The organism is Testudinibacter sp. P27/CKL/0425 (assembly GCF_052931395.1).
The window spans coordinates 1,771,491-1,787,842 of the sequence record NZ_CM128801.1; the positions used below are offsets into that span (position 1 = coordinate 1,771,491).

Here is a 16,352-nt window from a genome sequence, read left to right on the forward strand (position 1 = left end):
AAAAAATAAAATTTAGGTGATAAAAAACCTGCCTTATTTCTCAACAATGCAGGTTTTCTTTTTACTACCGCACTTTGGCTTCAAAGTGCGGTTTTCAGTTTATTGTGTTGCCTGAATAGCGGTTAACGCAATGGTATAGACAATATCATCAACCAACGCGCCGCGCGACAAGTCGTTCACCGGCTTGCGCATACCTTGCAGCATCGGTCCGATAGACACCAGATCCGCTGAACGTTGTACCGCTTTATAGGTGGTGTTACCGGTGTTCAGATCTGGGAAGATAAACACGGTGGCTTTACCGGCAACCGGGGAATCCGGCGCTTTAGAACGCGCTACATCTTCCATTACCGCCGCGTCGTATTGCAACGGACCGTCGATGATTAGATCAGGGCGTTTTTCTTGTGCCAAACGGGTGGCTTCACGCACTTTATCCACATCGGAACCTTGACCGGAAGAGCCGGTGGAGTAGGAGATCATCGCTACTTTCGGATCAATGCCGAACGCTTTGGCGGAATCTGCCGATTGAATTGCGATTTCAGCCAATTGTTCTGCGGTCGGATCCGGGTTCACTGCACAGTCGCCGTATACCAACACTTGATCCGGCAGCAGCATAAAGAAAATCGAGGAGACAATCGAGTTGCCCGGTGCGGTTTTGATGATTTGCATCGGCGGACGAATGGTATTGGCAGTGGTGTGAACTGCGCCGGAAACCAAGCCGTCAACTTCGCCGCTTTCCAACATCATTGTGCCCAATACCACGTTATCTTGCAGTTGTTCTTCGGCAACTACTTCGGTCATGCCTTTATTTTTACGCAATTCAACCAAACGGGCTACATAGTTTTGACGCACCATTTTCGGATCGATAATGGTGATGCCTTTGCCCAGTTGCACGCCTTGCGATTCTGCCACGCGTTCCACTTCTTCCGGGCTGGCAAGCAGGATACATTCGGCAATGCCGCGTTCGGCACAGATTGCTGCGGCTTTAACGGTACGTGGTTCGTCACCTTCCGGCAATACGATACGTTTTTTTGCGCTGCGTGCCAATTCGGTTAATTGATAACGGAAGGCAGGCGGCGACAGACGACGCAAGCGAGAAGAAGAACCCACCAGGCTGTCAATAAATTGAGGATTGTATTGTTCACTGGTGAATTGTTTGATGGTTTCAATGCGTTCCGCATCGTCCGGCGGCACTTCCAGATTGAAACTTTGCAAATTCAGCGAGGTCTGCCAAGTATTTCCCTCAACACGCACCACCGGTAAACCGGTTTCAAACGCTTGTTGGCACAATTTGCTGATTTGAGTATCAATTTTGTAACCGCCGGTCAGCACTAACGCACCGATTTTCACACCGTTCATTGCCGCCAAACAAGCGGCAACCAACACGTCCGGGCGGTCTGCCGAGGTCACCAACAGGCTGCCGGCGCGGAAATGTTCCACCATATTCGGCAGGTTGCGCGCGCAGAAGGTGATGCCGTGGATTCGGCGGGTTTTGATTTCGCCTTCATAAATGATTTGCGCATTCAAATGCTTGGCAATATCAATCGCACGGGTGGCAATCAATTCCGCATTCCATGGAATACTGGCGATTAATGTCAACGGGCTTTTTGAGAACAGATGACGCACTTCATTGATCGAGCTTTCGCTTTCTTGGAAAGAGTCAAAAATTTCGCTTAAATCCGGACGGGTACGACCGCTTTGATCAACCGGCGCATTGAATTTGTTGACGACTACGCCAACCAGATTCGGATTGTTGCGTCCGCCGAAATCACTTGCCACCGCTTCCAAACGCTCGATTAGTTGGCTTGGGGTGTCGGTGCCCGGCGCGGCAACCAATACGATTTCCGCATCTAACGCTTGGGCGATCTCATAGTTTACGCCGGAAGCATAAGTGCTTTTGCTGGTTGGGATTAAGCCTTCAACGATCACCAATTCATTTTTTGCGCTCAGATGTTGATGTTGAGCGACGATTTTTTCTAACAGAACGTCAGATTGGTTTTGACCGATCAGATATTCCGCTTCGCTCAGCATAATCGGCTCGCCGGTATCCAACGCTGCGCTGCTGCGCAGAATAGACGTGGTACGGTCAATTTTATCTTCACCGCTACTAGGCTGTGAGATAGGTTTCATAAATGCAATTTTTACGCCTTTTTGTTCCAGCGCGTGCACCAAACCCAAACTGACACTGGTCAGCCCGACCCCGGCACTGACTGGAATTAAAATAATAGTACGAGACATAATAAAGCCTTTTGTGTATATGTTTGATGAATGAAGTTGATAACAAAAAAACTGCCGACTAAGTCGGCAGCGGGAATGTTTATTTAACGGCCAAGCGCGCTGTATCTTGTGCGATCACCAATTCTTCATTGGTTGGGATCACCAATGCCAGAGGGGAGTTGTCGCTGGTGATTTGACCGGATTTACCGAAACGTGCCGCTAAATTGCGTTCTGCGTCCAATTCATAGCCGAACAGTTTCAAGTGTGCCAAAGTTAATTCGCGGATATGCGCTGAGTTTTCGCCGATGCCGCCGGTGAACACAATCGCGTCCAAACGCTCGCCGATCACTGCCATGTAAGAGCCGATGTATTTGGCTAAACGGTAGCTGTACACATCGATTGCACGTTTGGCGTCGGCTTTGCTGTCGTAGTTGTCTTCCGCATAACGGCAGTCGCTGGTGACTTCGGTTAAACCTAACAAGCCGGATTTTTTGGTCAGCGTGGTTTCAATTTCTTCCATGCTCATGCCCAGCGTGTTGTACAGATAGAAAATGATTGCCGGGTCGATGTCGCCGGAACGGGTTCCCATTACCAAGCCTTCTAACGGGGTTAAGCCCATTGAAGTGTCGATACATTCGCCGTGGCGAATTGCCGCAACAGAACCGCCGTTGCCTAAGTGGCAAGTGATCACGTTGACTTTATCTTCCGCAATGTTTAATTCTTTCGCAACTTCGCGGCTGACGTAGTAGTGGCTGGTTCCGTGTGCGCCATAGCGACGAACGCCGTGTTCTTTATATAAAGAGTATGGCAGTGCGTAGAGGTAGGCTTCTTCCGGCATGGTTTGGTGGAATGCGGTATCAAATACGGCAACGTTTTTCTCTTTTAATTCAGGGAAGGCTTTAAACGCTTCTTCAATCCCGATCAAGTGCGCCGGGTTGTGCAGCGGTGCAAATTGAACCGCATCACGAATGCCTTCGATAACACCGTCGTTGATCAGTACCGATTGCGTGAAACGCTCGCCGCCGTGTACGATACGGTGTCCGATCGCCACAATACTTTCTTTTAATCCTGCACCTTGCGGAAGAATGGTGTTCACGATAAAGTCTAACGCTTCACTGTGTGCCGCGCCTGCGCCTAAATCCGCATTGCCTTTTTCTCCGTTCAGTTTCCACTTGATACGCGCATCTTCTAAATGAAAGGCTTCAGCCAAACCTGACAGCTTTTCATCACCGGATTGAGGATCTAAAATCGCAAACTTTAAAGATGAGCTACCGCAGTTAAGAACCAGGATTAATTTTTGTGACATAATGTTTAACCTATTTCATGTTGATTTAATAAAAGCGCACAGGGCGCAGAAAGTTATCCGACATAGGATACACTTTTGATAGAATAAAATAAATTGCAATTCGAGAGAAATCGATACAAAACTTGATTTTGCACCGATTAATAAAATTAAGCAGGACTAAAATGCAAATTTTTACCACCTTCAAATTGGGACAATGCTATCTGGAACGCTGGCCGCAACAGCCTAAACTCGGCATGATTTTTCCGGAAAATCGGGTCATTCGCGCAGTGCGTTTTGCGCAAAAAGCCATGCCCGCAGTGGCGGTACTTGCGGTGGTGTGGCAGCAAATTGCGTTGCCGGGCAATCAAATGGCGTTAGCCGCCGCGGCGCTGACCGCACTTTTTGCCCTCAGTTTTCCACTACAGGGATTATGGTGGTTAGGGCGGCGTTCGCAACAGCCGTTGCCGACGGTTTCCGCCCAAACATATCAACATATCGGCGCCAAGTTGCAGCGACAGGGAATTGTAGTCAATCTGGTGGAGAAGCCGACCTTCGGCGATTTGGCGACGCTGTTACAACAAGCCGATAAACAGTTACCGGCAGATTTTTGGCAGGATTTATAACCGCAGTTATAGCGCTAATGCATTAAAAGTGCGGTTAAAATAGAGCAACGCTTCACCAGGCTGGATCCGCACGGCATCAATTTCTACAAAAAAGACGCTGTGGGTGCCGATTTGATTCTCGGCGACAATTCGCCCTTGTAGATTGACTAATGCATCTTTTAAGTGCGGTACGCCGTGTTCCGCGGTTTGCCAAACATCCCACGCCAGCCGTTCCGCCATGCTGCTGTCGCCCATTGCGGCAAAATGCAGCGCCAGATCCTGATGATGCGATTTCAGCACATTAATCGTGACATGGCGATTTTGCCGAATAATATCATGCACCTCGCTGACTTGATTAATGCAAACCAACAGCGTGGCAGGGCTATCAGTGACCGAGGTAACGGACGAGACGGTTAACCCGACGGTGCCGGCACTGCCGGCGGTGGTTAAAATGCTGACCGCAGAGGCTAAATGTGCCATTGCGTCGCGGAAAGGTTGTTGTGCAATCAACGGAATATCCCATGTTAAAAATTTGTTTCGGAAATTATAGCAAGAAATCCGCTTGGCTTCGAGCCTAGCGAACGTTTTGTTTTTGGCAGAGAAGAGCTGTTGTAAAATTGTTTAAAAATTTCACTACGCAAAAGCAGGCTTTTTTTGTACAATGTTTGCCCTTAATAACGCTTATCGCGAATTTCTTGTTTTTCTTATTCTTAGAGTTTTTACATGATTGATTACATCATTATCGGCATTATCGTTTTTTCCCTGATTGTGAGCTTATTACGTGGTTTTGTGAGAGAGGTGATGTCACTCGCCAGCTGGGTGGTTGCCTTTTTCATTGCCAGCCGCTTCTATCCTTACCTTGCCGGAATGCTGACCCAAATTGAATCGGAAAACATCCGTATCGGCGCGGCAATCGCCATTTTATTTATCTGTAGCCTGATCGTCGGCGCAATTATCAACTATATTATTGGACAACTGGTCGATAAAACCGGCTTAACCGGCACCGATCGGGTGTTAGGCGCATGTTTCGGCGTGCTGCGCGGGGTATTGATTGTCGCCGCATTACTGTTTTGTGTGGATACCTTTACCAACCTTGACCAATCTGACATCTGGAAAAACTCAAAACTGATACCGCACTTTGGTTTTGTGGTAGAATGGTTTTTCCATCAGTTACAGCAAAATTCTTCTTTTTTGACACCAAAATTTTAACCCTGAGGACAAGACAAAATGTGTGGAATCATTGGAATTATCGGGCAAACGCCGGTTAATCAGGCAATTTATGACGGGTTGACCGTGTTGCAACATCGCGGGCAAGATGCCGCCGGAATTGTGACGATTGACGATGAAAACCGTTTTCGCCTGCGTAAAGCGAACGGTCTGGTGAGCGACACCTTCCAGCAGATTCACATGATGCGGCTGCAGGGCAATTCGGGAATCGGTCATGTGCGTTATCCGACTGCGGGCAGTTCCAGCGTTTCCGAAGCTCAGCCGTTTTATGTCAATTCCCCTTATGGTTTAACGCTGGTACACAACGGCAATTTAACCAACTCCGATGAACTCAAACAAAAACTTTTCACCTTAGCCCGCCGCCACGTCAACACCAATTCCGATTCAGAAGCCCTATTAAATATTCTTGCCTACCACCTTGATCAAACCGAAGGCATTCAACTGCAAGCGGCGGATATTTTCCAAGCAATTAAACAAACGCATAGTGATATTCGCGGTGCTTACGCCTGTGTGGCGATGATTATCGGTTTCGGCATGGTGGCATTCCGCGATCCGTATGGCATTCGTCCGCTAGTGTTGGGCAAACACCAGTTGAAAAACGGCTTCACCGAATATGCGTTTGCCTCAGAAAGCGTGGCACTTGATGCGATTGGCTTTGAATTTGTGCGTGATGTCAATCCCGGTGAGGCAATTTATGTGGATTTTAACGGTAATTTCTATTCTGAACAATGTGCAGTAAGTCCTGATCTTTGCCCGTGCATTTTTGAATATGTGTATTTCGCTCGCCCGGATTCCTATATTGACGGTGTGTCGGTTTATGCCGCGCGAGTCCACATGGGAGAGCGCTTAGGCAAAAAAATTGCGCGTGAATGGAAAGATCTAGATATTGATGTAGTGATTCCGATTCCGGAAACCTCAAATGATATCGCGTTGCGCATTGCACATGAACTGGGTGTTCCGTATCGTCAAGGTTATGTGAAAAACCGTTATGTCGGACGTACCTTTATTATGCCGGGGCAAGAGCAGCGTAGAAACTCGGTGCGCCGCAAGTTGAACACCATCTCGTCCGAATTTAAAGATAAAAACGTGTTACTGGTCGATGATTCGATCGTGCGCGGCACAACCTCCGAACAAATCGTCGAAATGGCACGCCATGCCGGTGCGAAAAAAGTCTATTTTGCTTCTGCTGCGCCTGAAATTCGTTATCCGAACGTATACGGCATTGATATGCCGACTGCGCACGAACTGATCGCCTATGACCGCACGGTTGAGGAAATTGCCGAGTTAATCGGCGTAGATCGTTTAGTGTTCCAAGATTTAAACGATTTAACCGAATCGGTGCGCCAAGAAAATCCGTCGATTAAGCACTTTGACGCCTCGGTGTTCACCGGCGAATACATCACCGGCGATGTCTCAAAAGAGTATCTGGATAATATTGCCTTTGCGCGCAATGACAAGGCCAAGCAAGATCAGGCAAAAGACGCCACCAATCTGGAAATGCACAACGAAAGATAATGACGGCACCGAAACCAGCACGTTTAATTATCGGCATAACCGGCGCTTCCGGTGCGATTTACGGCATTCGCCTGTTGCAAGTGTTGCAGCAGAGCGATGTTGAAACGCACCTGATCATCAGCAATGCCGCGCGCCAAACGATCCCACTAGAAACGGATTATACCGTCCAACAAGTGCGGTCGCTGGCGGATGTGAATTATGACATTCGCGACATCGGCGCGGCGGTGTCGTCCGGTTCATACTGCACTTTGGGCATGGCAATCGTGCCTTGCTCGATTAAAACCCTTTCAGCAATCGCCCATTGTTACAGTGATGATTTAATCAGCCGCGCCGCTGATGTCTGCTTGAAAGAACGCAAACCGCTGCATTTATGCGTACGCGAAACGCCGTTGCATTTAGGGCATTTGCGCTTAATGACCCAAGCGGCCGAAATCGGCGCGCACATCACGCCGCTAATGCCGGCGTTTTATCACAAACCGCAAACCTTAGACGAATTAATCAATCAAAGTGTCAACCGCTTGTTGGATCAATTTAATATTGAACTGCCGCAGGATCTGTTTCAGCGTTGGGGCAGTCCGAATAAGTAAGAATTAAGTTTAATTTGCGATGCTATCTTAAATTAAACTTGATTTTTGAGTAGAGCTAGTTTATTTTTAAGTTTAATTTAAGATAGCATCGCAAAATAAACTAAAAGGCTTGCGTTATGTACTTCTCACGCCATTTACAATCACTGTTGTCACAACTGATTCGCCAATTTCCTGCGGTGTTAATCACCGGACCGCGCCAAGTCGGGAAATCGACCTTATTACAGCATATCGGAGAAGATTATCGCTATGTGACGTTTGATAATCCCGTTGCGTTGGAAATGGCGCAACAAGATCCGACGTTATTTTTCTTAAATAACAACGGCAAATTGATTTTAGATGAAATTCAATATGTGCCGGAACTCTTTTCCTCACTAAAATGGGAAATCGACAAACAGCAGCAAAACGGGCTGTTTTTACTTTCCGGTTCACAAGCCTTTCAGTTGATACAAAATGTCAGTGAAACGCTGGCAGGGCGCATTGCTATTTTGAAATTACAGGGATTTTCCTTGCGAGAGATCCACCAAATTTCATTTAATCGCGCGTTTATTCCGACACAAGAGTATATTCAGGCGCGGGAAGCGGAGTTAACGCCATATTCCTCGATCTGGCAAACCATTCATAAAGGGTATATGCCGCGTCTATACCAGCAAGAAACCAACTGGGATATTTATTACGCGTCGTATGTCGCCACCTATATCGAACGCGATGTTCGACAATTAACCAATGTCAATAATCGTAGCGATTTTATGCGGTTTATGGTGGCGATTGCCGCGCGCAGCGGCGAATTGTTGAATTACAGCAATGTGGCGCAAGAGGTTGGCGTGTCGGTGGATACGATTAAGCGCTGGCTAACGATTTTACAAACTTCGGGGATTGTCTATTTACTGCAACCGTACAGTAATAATCATCTGAAAAGGGCGATTAAAACGCCGAAAGTTTTTATGCTGGATACCGGACTTATGGCATGGTTAACCAAATGGCTCACTCCGGAAACCTTGCAACAAGGCGCAAAAAGCGGGCAGTTTTTTGAAACCTTTGTGGTGAGTGAGATTATTAAATCATTTTATAATCAGGGGATTACCGAGCCGCCATTGTATTTTTACCGCGATACCAATCAAAAAGAAATTGATTTAATTATTGCCGACGGCTCAACGTTGTATCCGATTGAAATTAAAATGACCGCTGCGCCGAACAAAAAAATGGCAAAACATTTTGAGCTGTTACAGCACTATTTTGCCAATGATGAAATTCAAATCGGACAGGGCACGATCATTAATCAATATCCTGAAAAATTGTGGTTGGCGGCGGATTTGGTCGCTTTGCCGTTGGATTATCTCTAACTTGGCAGCTTGATTTCTCGCATGCTCATGCTGAAACCGTCAATCATCAATAGCCGTCCGCACAGGTTTTTGCCGATGTTTAACCGCACTTTGATCGCTTCCAATGCTTGAATCGAGCCGACAATGCCGACAATTGGCGCAAGAACGCCGGCTTCGACGCAGCTTAAGGTGTTTTCGCCGAATAATCGACTTAAAGTGCGGTAGGTTGGCGTGTTCGGTTGATAAGTGAAAACCGAGACTTGACCTTCCATTCGAATCGCCGCGCCGGAAACCAGTGGCACTTGCGCTTTTTCACAAGCGACGTCCAGTTGATTGCGAATCTCTACATTATCGGTACAGTCGAGTACAACATCAAATTTCGTGACAAGGTCACTTAATTCGTCGGAAGTTAGCTTTTTATCCAGCGTTTCAATCGCAATATGCGGATTGAGCTTGTGCAATGACAATTGCGCCGACCGCACTTTGGGCATTTCCAAGCGGCTGTCGTCATGCAGCACTTGGCGCTGCAAGTTGGAAAGCGAAACGGTGTCAAAATCCAGCAGGGTTAAATGCCCGACACCGGCGGTTGCCAAATATTGGGCAGCAGCACAACCTAAACCGCCTAAACCGACGATTAACATTTTGCTGGCTTTCAGCTTTTCTTGCCCGTCAAAATCAACCGCCTTGAGGATAATTTGGCGGTTATAACGCAGTTCTTCCTGATAGCTTAATTCGGTCATCATTCCGTTTCCGTCGCAGTTTAACCGAATACCGACATATCAAATGGTTCAATCGTCACTGCCTCGCCCGCTGTGACATTGTCACGTTCTTGCTCTAATACGATAAAGCAGTTGCTGGCGACAAACGAGCTGAACATATGCGAGCCTTGGAAACCGACTGACCGCACTTCGATTTTGCCGTCTGCATTCAGCGAATAATACCCGCGTTGAAAATCCAAACGACCGGGCGCTTTTTTCAGCGACGCGGCAGCAACGGCTTGCAATTGCACCGGTTTTTTCCATTCCTGATAACCGCTTAATTTGGCGATCACCGGCTGAACCAGCTGATAAAAGGTCACCAATGCTGAAACCGGATTGCCCGGCAAGCCACAGAACCAGGCGTTTTGTAATTTGCCGAATGCGAACGGTTTGCCCGGTTTAATCGCTAATTTCCAGAAATTAATTTCACCCAGTTTTTCCAATACCGTTTTGGTGAAATCCGCTTCGCCGACCGATACGCCACCGCTGGTGATCACCAAATCGGCTGCTTGTTGCGCTTGGTTAAAGGTTTGTTCAAACAGCTGTTGATTGTCCGGCAAAATGCCATAATCCAAAATTTCACAATTCCATTTTTCCAGCATTAATCTGACGGCAAAACGGTTGGTATCATAGATTTGTCCGGTTTTTAACGGTTTGCCGACGGCGACCAGTTCATCGCCGGTTGAAATTAAGGCGACTTTTAATCGTTTGAATACGCGAACATTTTCAATACCTAAAGAGGCGAGTAGCGGCAGTGAAAGTGCGGTCAGCTTAGCACCTTGTTTCAGCACGATTTCTCCGGCTTTGACATCTTTCCCTAAACGGCGGATATTTTGCCCGGCTTTTGCGGTTGCATTAAACCGCACTTTGCCGTCGGCATCAATTTCCGCTTGTTCCTGCATAATCACCGCGTCACAGTCTTCAGGAATCATCGCGCCGGTCATGATCCGAACCGCACTTTGGGCTTTCCATTCGCCGGTAAACGGTGAGCCGGCAAAGCTTTTTCCGGCAATTTCCAATGCGTTATCGGATTGCAGGTCAGCAAGTTGCACCGCATAACCGTCCATTGCCGAGTTGTCAAAACCGGGCACGTTAATCGGCGAGCGAATATCGTCGGCACAAATCCGATTTTGTGCCTGATCAAGCGAAATAACCTCAGTTTGTGTGGCGTCAAGAAAGGGAAGTGCGGTGGTGATATTTTCCAGTGCTTGTGAAAGTGTCAATAATTTGTTCATGCTGCCGTCCTTATGAAAAATAAGGCATCATTTTAACGCAATTCCGCATGATAATTTAATTAATTTTTTGAAGTTTTTTTGTTAGAATAACGCCCTTAATTTTAACTGGAGTAATAAATGAGTAACATTTCTGTTGAAGCTGCCAAAGTGCGCGAAGCTTTGATTGCTAAAGGGATTGAAACCCCGATGAAAGACGTCGGTTTGAGCCTGGAACAGCGTCGCAAAGAAATCGAAAAACATATGCGTGAAGTTTTGCAGCTTATTGGTTTAGATTTATCCGATGACAGCATTGAAGAAACGCCGGTTAGAATGGCAAAAATGTATCTTGATGAAATTTTCACCGGAATGGATTATGCCAATTTCCCGAAAATCACCAATATCCGTAATCGAATGAAAGTCAGCGAAATGGTGTTGGTCAACGATGTGACGTTAACCAGCACCTGCGAACACCATTTCGTTACCATTGACGGCAAAGTTTCGGTGGCGTATTACCCGAAAGAATGGGTGATCGGGTTGTCAAAAATTAATCGGGTTGTGGCGTTTTTAGCACAGCGTCCGCAAGTGCAAGAGCGCTTGACCGAACAAGTGTTGACCGCACTTCAAACCATTTTGCAAACTGACGATGTGGCGGTCTATGTAAAAGCGACCCATTTTTGCGTGAAATGTCGTGGGATTAAAGACAGCAACAGTTACACGGTCACATCTGCATTTGGTGGCGTTTTCTTGGAAGACCGCGAAACTCGCAAAGAGTTTTTAAGCTTAATCAGCAAATAATGTCATAATTAGCTGTAGTAAATAGTTAAGTGAAATCCACAATCAAATCCGATTGTGGATTTTTTGTTTTAGGCTTAGCCGAAATATTGTTCATTTCTTTTTCCTTATTTTTCTATTCATAGTCACCATTCATAACATCTTGCTGAATTAATTCGGCAGATTATCGAGCGCAGCGCGGTTATCCAATTTTTAGACGTTTTCTTGCTGACGATACTTAAATTAGCGCATAGCTACTGACAGTAAATTCATTTTACTTAAACATGACACTGATTATTTCTATGAGGATAACTCGTGAAAAATCTTGTGACAAGGGCGCTAGATTCAGTGTTTTCACTTGGCTTTCGTTAGATTTGTGATCTGTGAATAAGTCTGTGATTTATTTATATCGTAGCAATCACTAACTGCATAACTTATTTCGCATAATGTATATTATGTTAAATTGTTGGTTTTAATAAGTCACTTTGTTGTCACTTGCCGTTCTGCTCTGTTAATGTGATTTGAATCGCTATGCGAATTTCATCAAGTATTTGAATGTTGATATTGGATTGAGATGAATTTAACCGGCTTGTGGAAAGTAATTTAAGCTCAAAATTTGGATGTAATATTTGAATCATTGAAATAAACTGGCTAATAGAAATTTGTCAACCGATATTATGTTTTGCGGATAACCTCACCAAATGGCTAACATTGTCTTTTCTTGAGCGATATTTGAAATATGCTTTTCTAAATTAAGGCAACTTCTGTTTATTGATTTGTACTGAGTTGGCGCGGCTCAACTTTTCAGCAAGTTTTTACATAAATGATAACGGTTATGATTGCTTTATTTATTAATGAGTTACATTTATTTTTTATGTTTTTCACTTTTCTTTAACACCGATTCGGAGTATTATATTTAAGGTAACTGCTATTAATGCTCTCAATTTAATAGTTTTCTTCTGGAATCAATCACTTTTTGAAAGGATGTAACCATGTTAGACAAAAAAGTCATTAATAAGCTAAACGAGCAGATTAATCTTGAGTTCTACTCTTCTAATTTATACCTGCAAATGAGCGCCTGGTGTTCGCAAAAAGGATTTGAAGGCGCGGCACAGTTTCTGTTGCGTCATGCAGACGAAGAGATGCAACATATGCAAAAACTGTTTCAATATTTGAACGACACCGGAATTATGCCGGTATTGGGCGAATTAGACGCGCCGCAAACCGAATTCGGTTCATTAAAAGAGGTGTTCGAGCTAACTCTGGAACACGAAAAAATGATTACGCAAAAAATCAATAAACTGGTTGAAGTCACCTTCGAATGCGGCGATCAATCCAGCTTCAATTTCCTGCAATGGTACGTCGCAGAACAGCACGAAGAAGAGAAATTATTTAACGGTATTATCGACAAATTTAACTTGTTGGGTGATTCCGGGTTATCGCTCTACTTCATTGATAAAGAATTGGCCACATTACAATAAGGAAAAATACCATGTTATCCAAAAAAATCATTAACGCATTGAATGAGCAATTAAATTTGGAATTTTTTTCCTCGAACCTCTATTTGCAAATGAGTGCTTGGTGTGAGAAAAAAGGCTTTCCGGGCGCTGCGCAATTCTTATTGGCACACGCCGATGAAGAAATGCAACATATGCGCCGCCTATTCACCTATTTGACCGAAACCGGCGCATTAGCGGTGATTGGCAAAATTGAGGCGCCGCAATCTAGCTTTGACTCGTTGAAAGAGATTTTTGAATTGACCTATAAACACGAAAAATTGGTCACCTCGAAAATCAATGAATTGGTGGATCTCACGTTTCAGGAAAAAGACTTCTCTTCTTTTAACTTCCTGCAATGGTATGTTGCCGAACAGCATGAAGAAGAAAAACTGTTCAGCGGCATTTTAGATAAATTCAATTTGGTCGGCACCGATGGTCGCGGTCTATACCACATTGATGGCGATTTGGCGGGATTATCGGTTGAAACTGCCGCCGACAATGCTGCTGCAAATTAAACTGAATTAACATAAGCAAAGCCCGCACGGATAATAACGTGACGGGCTTTTTCGTTTTCGACTACTCTATTTATTTTATTCGCTTTTTGCGGGCTCGCTTTCTGCTGCTGGCGTGGTCGGTTGTTGAAGTGCGGTTTGCGGTTGATAATGGCAACTGCGATATAAAAATGCCGAGATCAAGATTGTCAATGCAATCAAAAGTTGAATTATGCGTTTTTTTGTCAGTTTTTCCGCCGCCATTTTGCTGTCCTATCATTTTAATACTTCTTATATACCCCGAATAATGCTAGAATTATTGAGGTAGATCAATTTTTTTCTTTAAAAGGCGTAATAAAAATGACCTCAACGAATATTTCTGCTGTACGAATCCAATCCGGCGGCTGTGCAATCCATTGTCAAGAATGCAGCATCAGCACGTTGTGTATTCCGTTCACCTTGAACAATCAGGAATTGGATCAATTAGATAATATTATCGAAAGAAAAAAACCGATTCAAAAATCTCAAATCATGTTTAAAGCCGGTGATCCGCTGCGCTCGTTGTATGCTATCCGCTCCGGTACGATTAAAACCTATACCATCAGTGAAACCGGCGAGGAACAAATCACCTCTTTTCACTTGCCGGGCGATCTGGTCGGCTTTGATGCGATCACCGATATGCGCCACCCAAGTTTTGCTCAGGCGCTGGAAACCGCAATGGTGTGTGAAATTCCATTTGATATTCTTGATGATTTGGCGGGTAAAATGCCAAAATTAAGACAGCAAATTATGCGGTTGATGAGCAGTGAAATTAAAAGCGATCAAGCGATGATTCTGTTGCTATCCAAAATGAATGCTGAAGAGCGGTTGGCGGCGTTTATCAATAACTTGTCGCAGCGCTACTCGGCACGCGGCTTCTCTTCCAAAGAATTTGGTTTGACCATGACTCGTGGCGATATTGCGAACTATTTGGGCTTGACGGTGGAAACCATCAGCCGTCTGCTCGGTCGCTTTAAGAAAAACGGGATTCTTTCGGTACAAGGCAAATTTATCACTATTATGGATCTGGACAAACTGCGCACGCTGGCAGACGCCACAAAATGTAAAACCACTGCATAATCCATTGATAATCAAAAAATTAACCAAGATAGTTGTTGTTTAAGAAAATATCCTCTATATTGATAGTGTCACTCCCACTATGAATTTGGAGGTTATACTATGCGTTTCAATAATATCTTGGTTGTTATCGATCCAATGCTGGAAACTCAGCCTAGCCTGCTACGGGCTTTGCATTTGGCAAAACAGCTCAAAAAAGCCGACACTTCGGCGAAATTAACCCTCTTTTTATCCCTGTATGATTTTTCGTTTGAAATGAGTGCCATGCTGTCCTCAGAAGAACGTGAAAGTATGCACAGCGGCATCATCAGTCAAAAAGAAGAATGGCTGCAAGAATTAATTCAAACCACAGTTCCTGCCGATTCCGGCATTGAGATTGATACCTCAGTGGTGTGGAAAAGTCGTGATTACGAAGCGATTATCGAACAAGTCGAACTTGGCAATCATGATCTGGTGGTGAAAGAAGCCAAACCGGCTGAAGGCTTGGACGCGCTGATTTTCACGCCGACCGATTGGCAACTGCTGCGCAAATGCCCTTGCCCGGTGTTAATGGTGAAAGAACATGAATGGCAGCCGGAAGGACGGATTTTAGTTGCGGTTAACGTTGCCGACGATGAAGATTACCACGATATTTTAAATAAAAAACTGGTCAACAGCAGTTTAGATTTAGCCACAGTATTGGCAGCCGGACGAATCCACTTGGTTTCCGCCTACCCGACCACGCCGGTCAACATGGCAATCGACTTGCCGGAGTTTAATCCGAATGCCTACACCGACAGCATCCGCGGGCAGCATTTAATTAATATGAAAGCCTTGCGCCAAAACTTTTCGATAAACGAAGATCATACTCATGTAGAGGAAGGCTTGCCGGAAGAAGTTATTCCGGAAGTGGCTGAAAAAATTAAAGCGGAACTGGTAATTCTCGGTACAATCGGGCGAACCGGTCTGTCCGCCGCCTTCTTGGGTAACACGGCGGAACACGTTATCGGGCGCTTAAATTGCGATGTCTTAGCGATTAAACCTGATCCTTACGAATTAGAGCAAATGGCTAGTCAAGATTAATGGCACTAAAGGCTTCTTCGCCGAAGCCTTTTCTTTTGCTCACTTTTATTCCTTCCCTACACTGACCGCACTTTGGATTCACAAATTAGATTTCACCTATCAAAATCATTTAATTTAATCATTAGAACTAATTTATTATTACCCATATACTATTCACGTAAGTTAAACAGGGACATTAAGGAGCAATAATATGACAACTAACATTGGATTAGATCAGGGAAAGTCACAACAGCTAGCGGAAAAATTAAACGTTCTGCTAGCAAATTATCAAGTTTTTTACATGAATGTGCGCGGTTATCACTGGAATATTACCGGGCCTAATTTCTTTGAATTGCACGCAAAATTTGAAGAAATTTATAATGATTTAGTAATCAAAGTGGATGAAATCGCCGAGCGAATTTTAACCTTAGGTCAGCGTCCGCTGCATTCATTTGCCGCTTATCTGACGGTTTCAACGATTAAATCCCATACTGATGCAGTAACTGATCAAGCAACACTGCAAGGCACGTTAAAAGGGCTAACCCAGTTATTGATTTTACAGCGCGAAATTCTCGGTTTAGCGGCAGATGCCAACGATGAAGGCACGGCATCGCAAATGAGCGACTATATCAAAGAACAAGAGAAATTGATTTGGATGCTAACGGCAACATCCGCGCGTTAATCATTGATTTAAAAATAAAAACGGCAAGCGA

Annotated in this window: 17 protein-coding genes; 11 read left to right on the forward strand and 6 right to left on the reverse strand. The window is 45.0% G+C overall.

Annotated features, from left to right (window positions below; translation table 11 throughout):
- Window positions 1-99: 99 nt before the first annotated feature.
- Both pta and ACUHGC_RS08840 read right to left on the reverse strand, forming a co-directional pair.
- Window positions 100-2,235, reverse strand: a complete 2,136-nt coding sequence (gene pta / locus ACUHGC_RS08835) for a phosphate acetyltransferase (RefSeq protein ID WP_446832972.1) — start codon at window positions 2,233-2,235, stop codon at window positions 100-102.
- 79 nt (window positions 2,236-2,314) lie between these two features.
- On the reverse strand, window positions 2,315-3,520 hold the full coding sequence (locus tag ACUHGC_RS08840; RefSeq protein WP_446832973.1) for an acetate kinase: 1,206 nt from the start codon (window positions 3,518-3,520) through the stop codon (window positions 2,315-2,317).
- A gap of 161 nt (window positions 3,521-3,681) precedes the next feature.
- On the opposite strand from ACUHGC_RS08840, the gene yfbV reads away from it, so the two are divergent.
- A complete protein-coding gene (gene yfbV, locus ACUHGC_RS08845; RefSeq protein WP_446832974.1) occupies window positions 3,682-4,122 on the forward strand; it encodes a terminus macrodomain insulation protein YfbV in 441 nt (146 codons plus the stop codon).
- Window positions 4,123-4,128: 6 nt separating this feature from the next.
- Here yfbV and ACUHGC_RS08850 read toward each other — a convergent pair whose 3' ends face one another.
- A complete protein-coding gene (locus ACUHGC_RS08850; protein ID WP_446834877.1) occupies window positions 4,129-4,581 on the reverse strand; it encodes a flavin reductase in 453 nt (150 codons plus the stop codon).
- A gap of 243 nt (window positions 4,582-4,824) precedes the next feature.
- On the opposite strand from ACUHGC_RS08850, the gene ACUHGC_RS08855 reads away from it, so the two are divergent.
- From ACUHGC_RS08855 to ACUHGC_RS08870, 4 genes are all read left to right on the forward strand, one after another.
- Entirely contained in the window at window positions 4,825-5,310 is a 486-nt protein-coding gene (locus tag ACUHGC_RS08855; RefSeq protein WP_446832975.1) for a CvpA family protein, read from the forward strand.
- 18 nt (window positions 5,311-5,328) lie between these two features.
- Window positions 5,329-6,843 (forward strand): amidophosphoribosyltransferase, encoded by a 1,515-nt coding sequence (purF, locus tag ACUHGC_RS08860; protein WP_446832976.1) that lies wholly within the window; start codon window positions 5,329-5,331, stop codon window positions 6,841-6,843.
- Window positions 6,843-7,430, forward strand: coding sequence for a UbiX family flavin prenyltransferase (locus ACUHGC_RS08865; protein ID WP_446832977.1), 588 nt, complete (start codon window positions 6,843-6,845; stop codon window positions 7,428-7,430). The genes purF and ACUHGC_RS08865 overlap by 1 nt, the downstream gene beginning before the upstream one ends.
- A 116-nt stretch (window positions 7,431-7,546) precedes the next feature.
- Window positions 7,547-8,770 carry an ATP-binding protein gene (locus tag ACUHGC_RS08870; protein WP_446832978.1) on the forward strand — a complete coding sequence of 408 codons (1,224 nt, stop codon included), beginning with the start codon at window positions 7,547-7,549 and terminating at the stop codon, window positions 8,768-8,770.
- Here the strand turns inward: ACUHGC_RS08870 and moeB are convergent.
- Complete coding sequence (gene moeB / locus ACUHGC_RS08875; protein WP_446834878.1) at window positions 8,767-9,489, reverse strand: molybdopterin-synthase adenylyltransferase MoeB; 723 nt, start codon at window positions 9,487-9,489, stop codon at window positions 8,767-8,769. The genes ACUHGC_RS08870 and moeB overlap by 4 nt on opposite strands.
- Window positions 9,490-9,509: 20 nt before the next feature.
- On the reverse strand, window positions 9,510-10,742 hold the full coding sequence (gene moeA / locus ACUHGC_RS08880; protein ID WP_446832979.1) for a molybdopterin molybdotransferase MoeA: 1,233 nt from the start codon (window positions 10,740-10,742) through the stop codon (window positions 9,510-9,512).
- Window positions 10,743-10,859: 117 nt separating this feature from the next.
- Here moeA and folE point away from each other — a divergent pair, with 117 nt between their 5' ends.
- From folE to ftnA (ACUHGC_RS08895), 3 genes are all read left to right on the forward strand, one after another.
- Window positions 10,860-11,516, forward strand: a complete 657-nt coding sequence (folE, locus tag ACUHGC_RS08885) for a GTP cyclohydrolase I FolE (RefSeq protein ID WP_446832980.1) — start codon at window positions 10,860-10,862, stop codon at window positions 11,514-11,516.
- A gap of 968 nt (window positions 11,517-12,484) precedes the next feature.
- Window positions 12,485-12,973: a non-heme ferritin gene (gene ftnA / locus ACUHGC_RS08890; protein WP_446832981.1), complete on the forward strand. Its 489-nt coding sequence runs from the start codon at window positions 12,485-12,487 to the stop codon at window positions 12,971-12,973.
- Window positions 12,974-12,984: 11 nt separating this feature from the next.
- Window positions 12,985-13,506 carry a non-heme ferritin gene (gene ftnA / locus ACUHGC_RS08895; protein WP_446832982.1) on the forward strand — a complete coding sequence of 174 codons (522 nt, stop codon included), beginning with the start codon at window positions 12,985-12,987 and terminating at the stop codon, window positions 13,504-13,506.
- 75 nt (window positions 13,507-13,581) lie between these two features.
- On the opposite strand, the gene ACUHGC_RS08900 is transcribed toward ftnA (ACUHGC_RS08895), so the two are convergent.
- Window positions 13,582-13,746: a hypothetical protein gene (locus ACUHGC_RS08900; RefSeq protein ID WP_446832983.1), complete on the reverse strand. Its 165-nt coding sequence runs from the start codon at window positions 13,744-13,746 to the stop codon at window positions 13,582-13,584.
- Between the two features lie 96 nt (window positions 13,747-13,842).
- Between ACUHGC_RS08900 and ACUHGC_RS08905 the strand changes: the two genes are divergently transcribed.
- The 3 genes from ACUHGC_RS08905 (at window position 13,843) to ACUHGC_RS08915 (ending at window position 16,321) form a co-directional block, all read left to right on the forward strand.
- The gene (locus tag ACUHGC_RS08905) at window positions 13,843-14,601 is read left to right on the forward strand and encodes an FNR family transcription factor (protein ID WP_446832984.1); all 759 of its coding nucleotides are present in this window, start codon (window positions 13,843-13,845) and stop codon (window positions 14,599-14,601) included.
- 99 nt (window positions 14,602-14,700) lie between these two features.
- Window positions 14,701-15,660: a universal stress protein UspE gene (gene uspE, locus ACUHGC_RS08910; protein ID WP_446832985.1), complete on the forward strand. Its 960-nt coding sequence runs from the start codon at window positions 14,701-14,703 to the stop codon at window positions 15,658-15,660.
- Window positions 15,661-15,850: 190 nt separating this feature from the next.
- Window positions 15,851-16,321 (forward strand): Dps family protein, encoded by a 471-nt coding sequence (locus ACUHGC_RS08915; protein WP_446832986.1) that lies wholly within the window; start codon window positions 15,851-15,853, stop codon window positions 16,319-16,321.
- The last annotated feature ends 31 nt before the right edge of the window (window positions 16,322-16,352 follow it).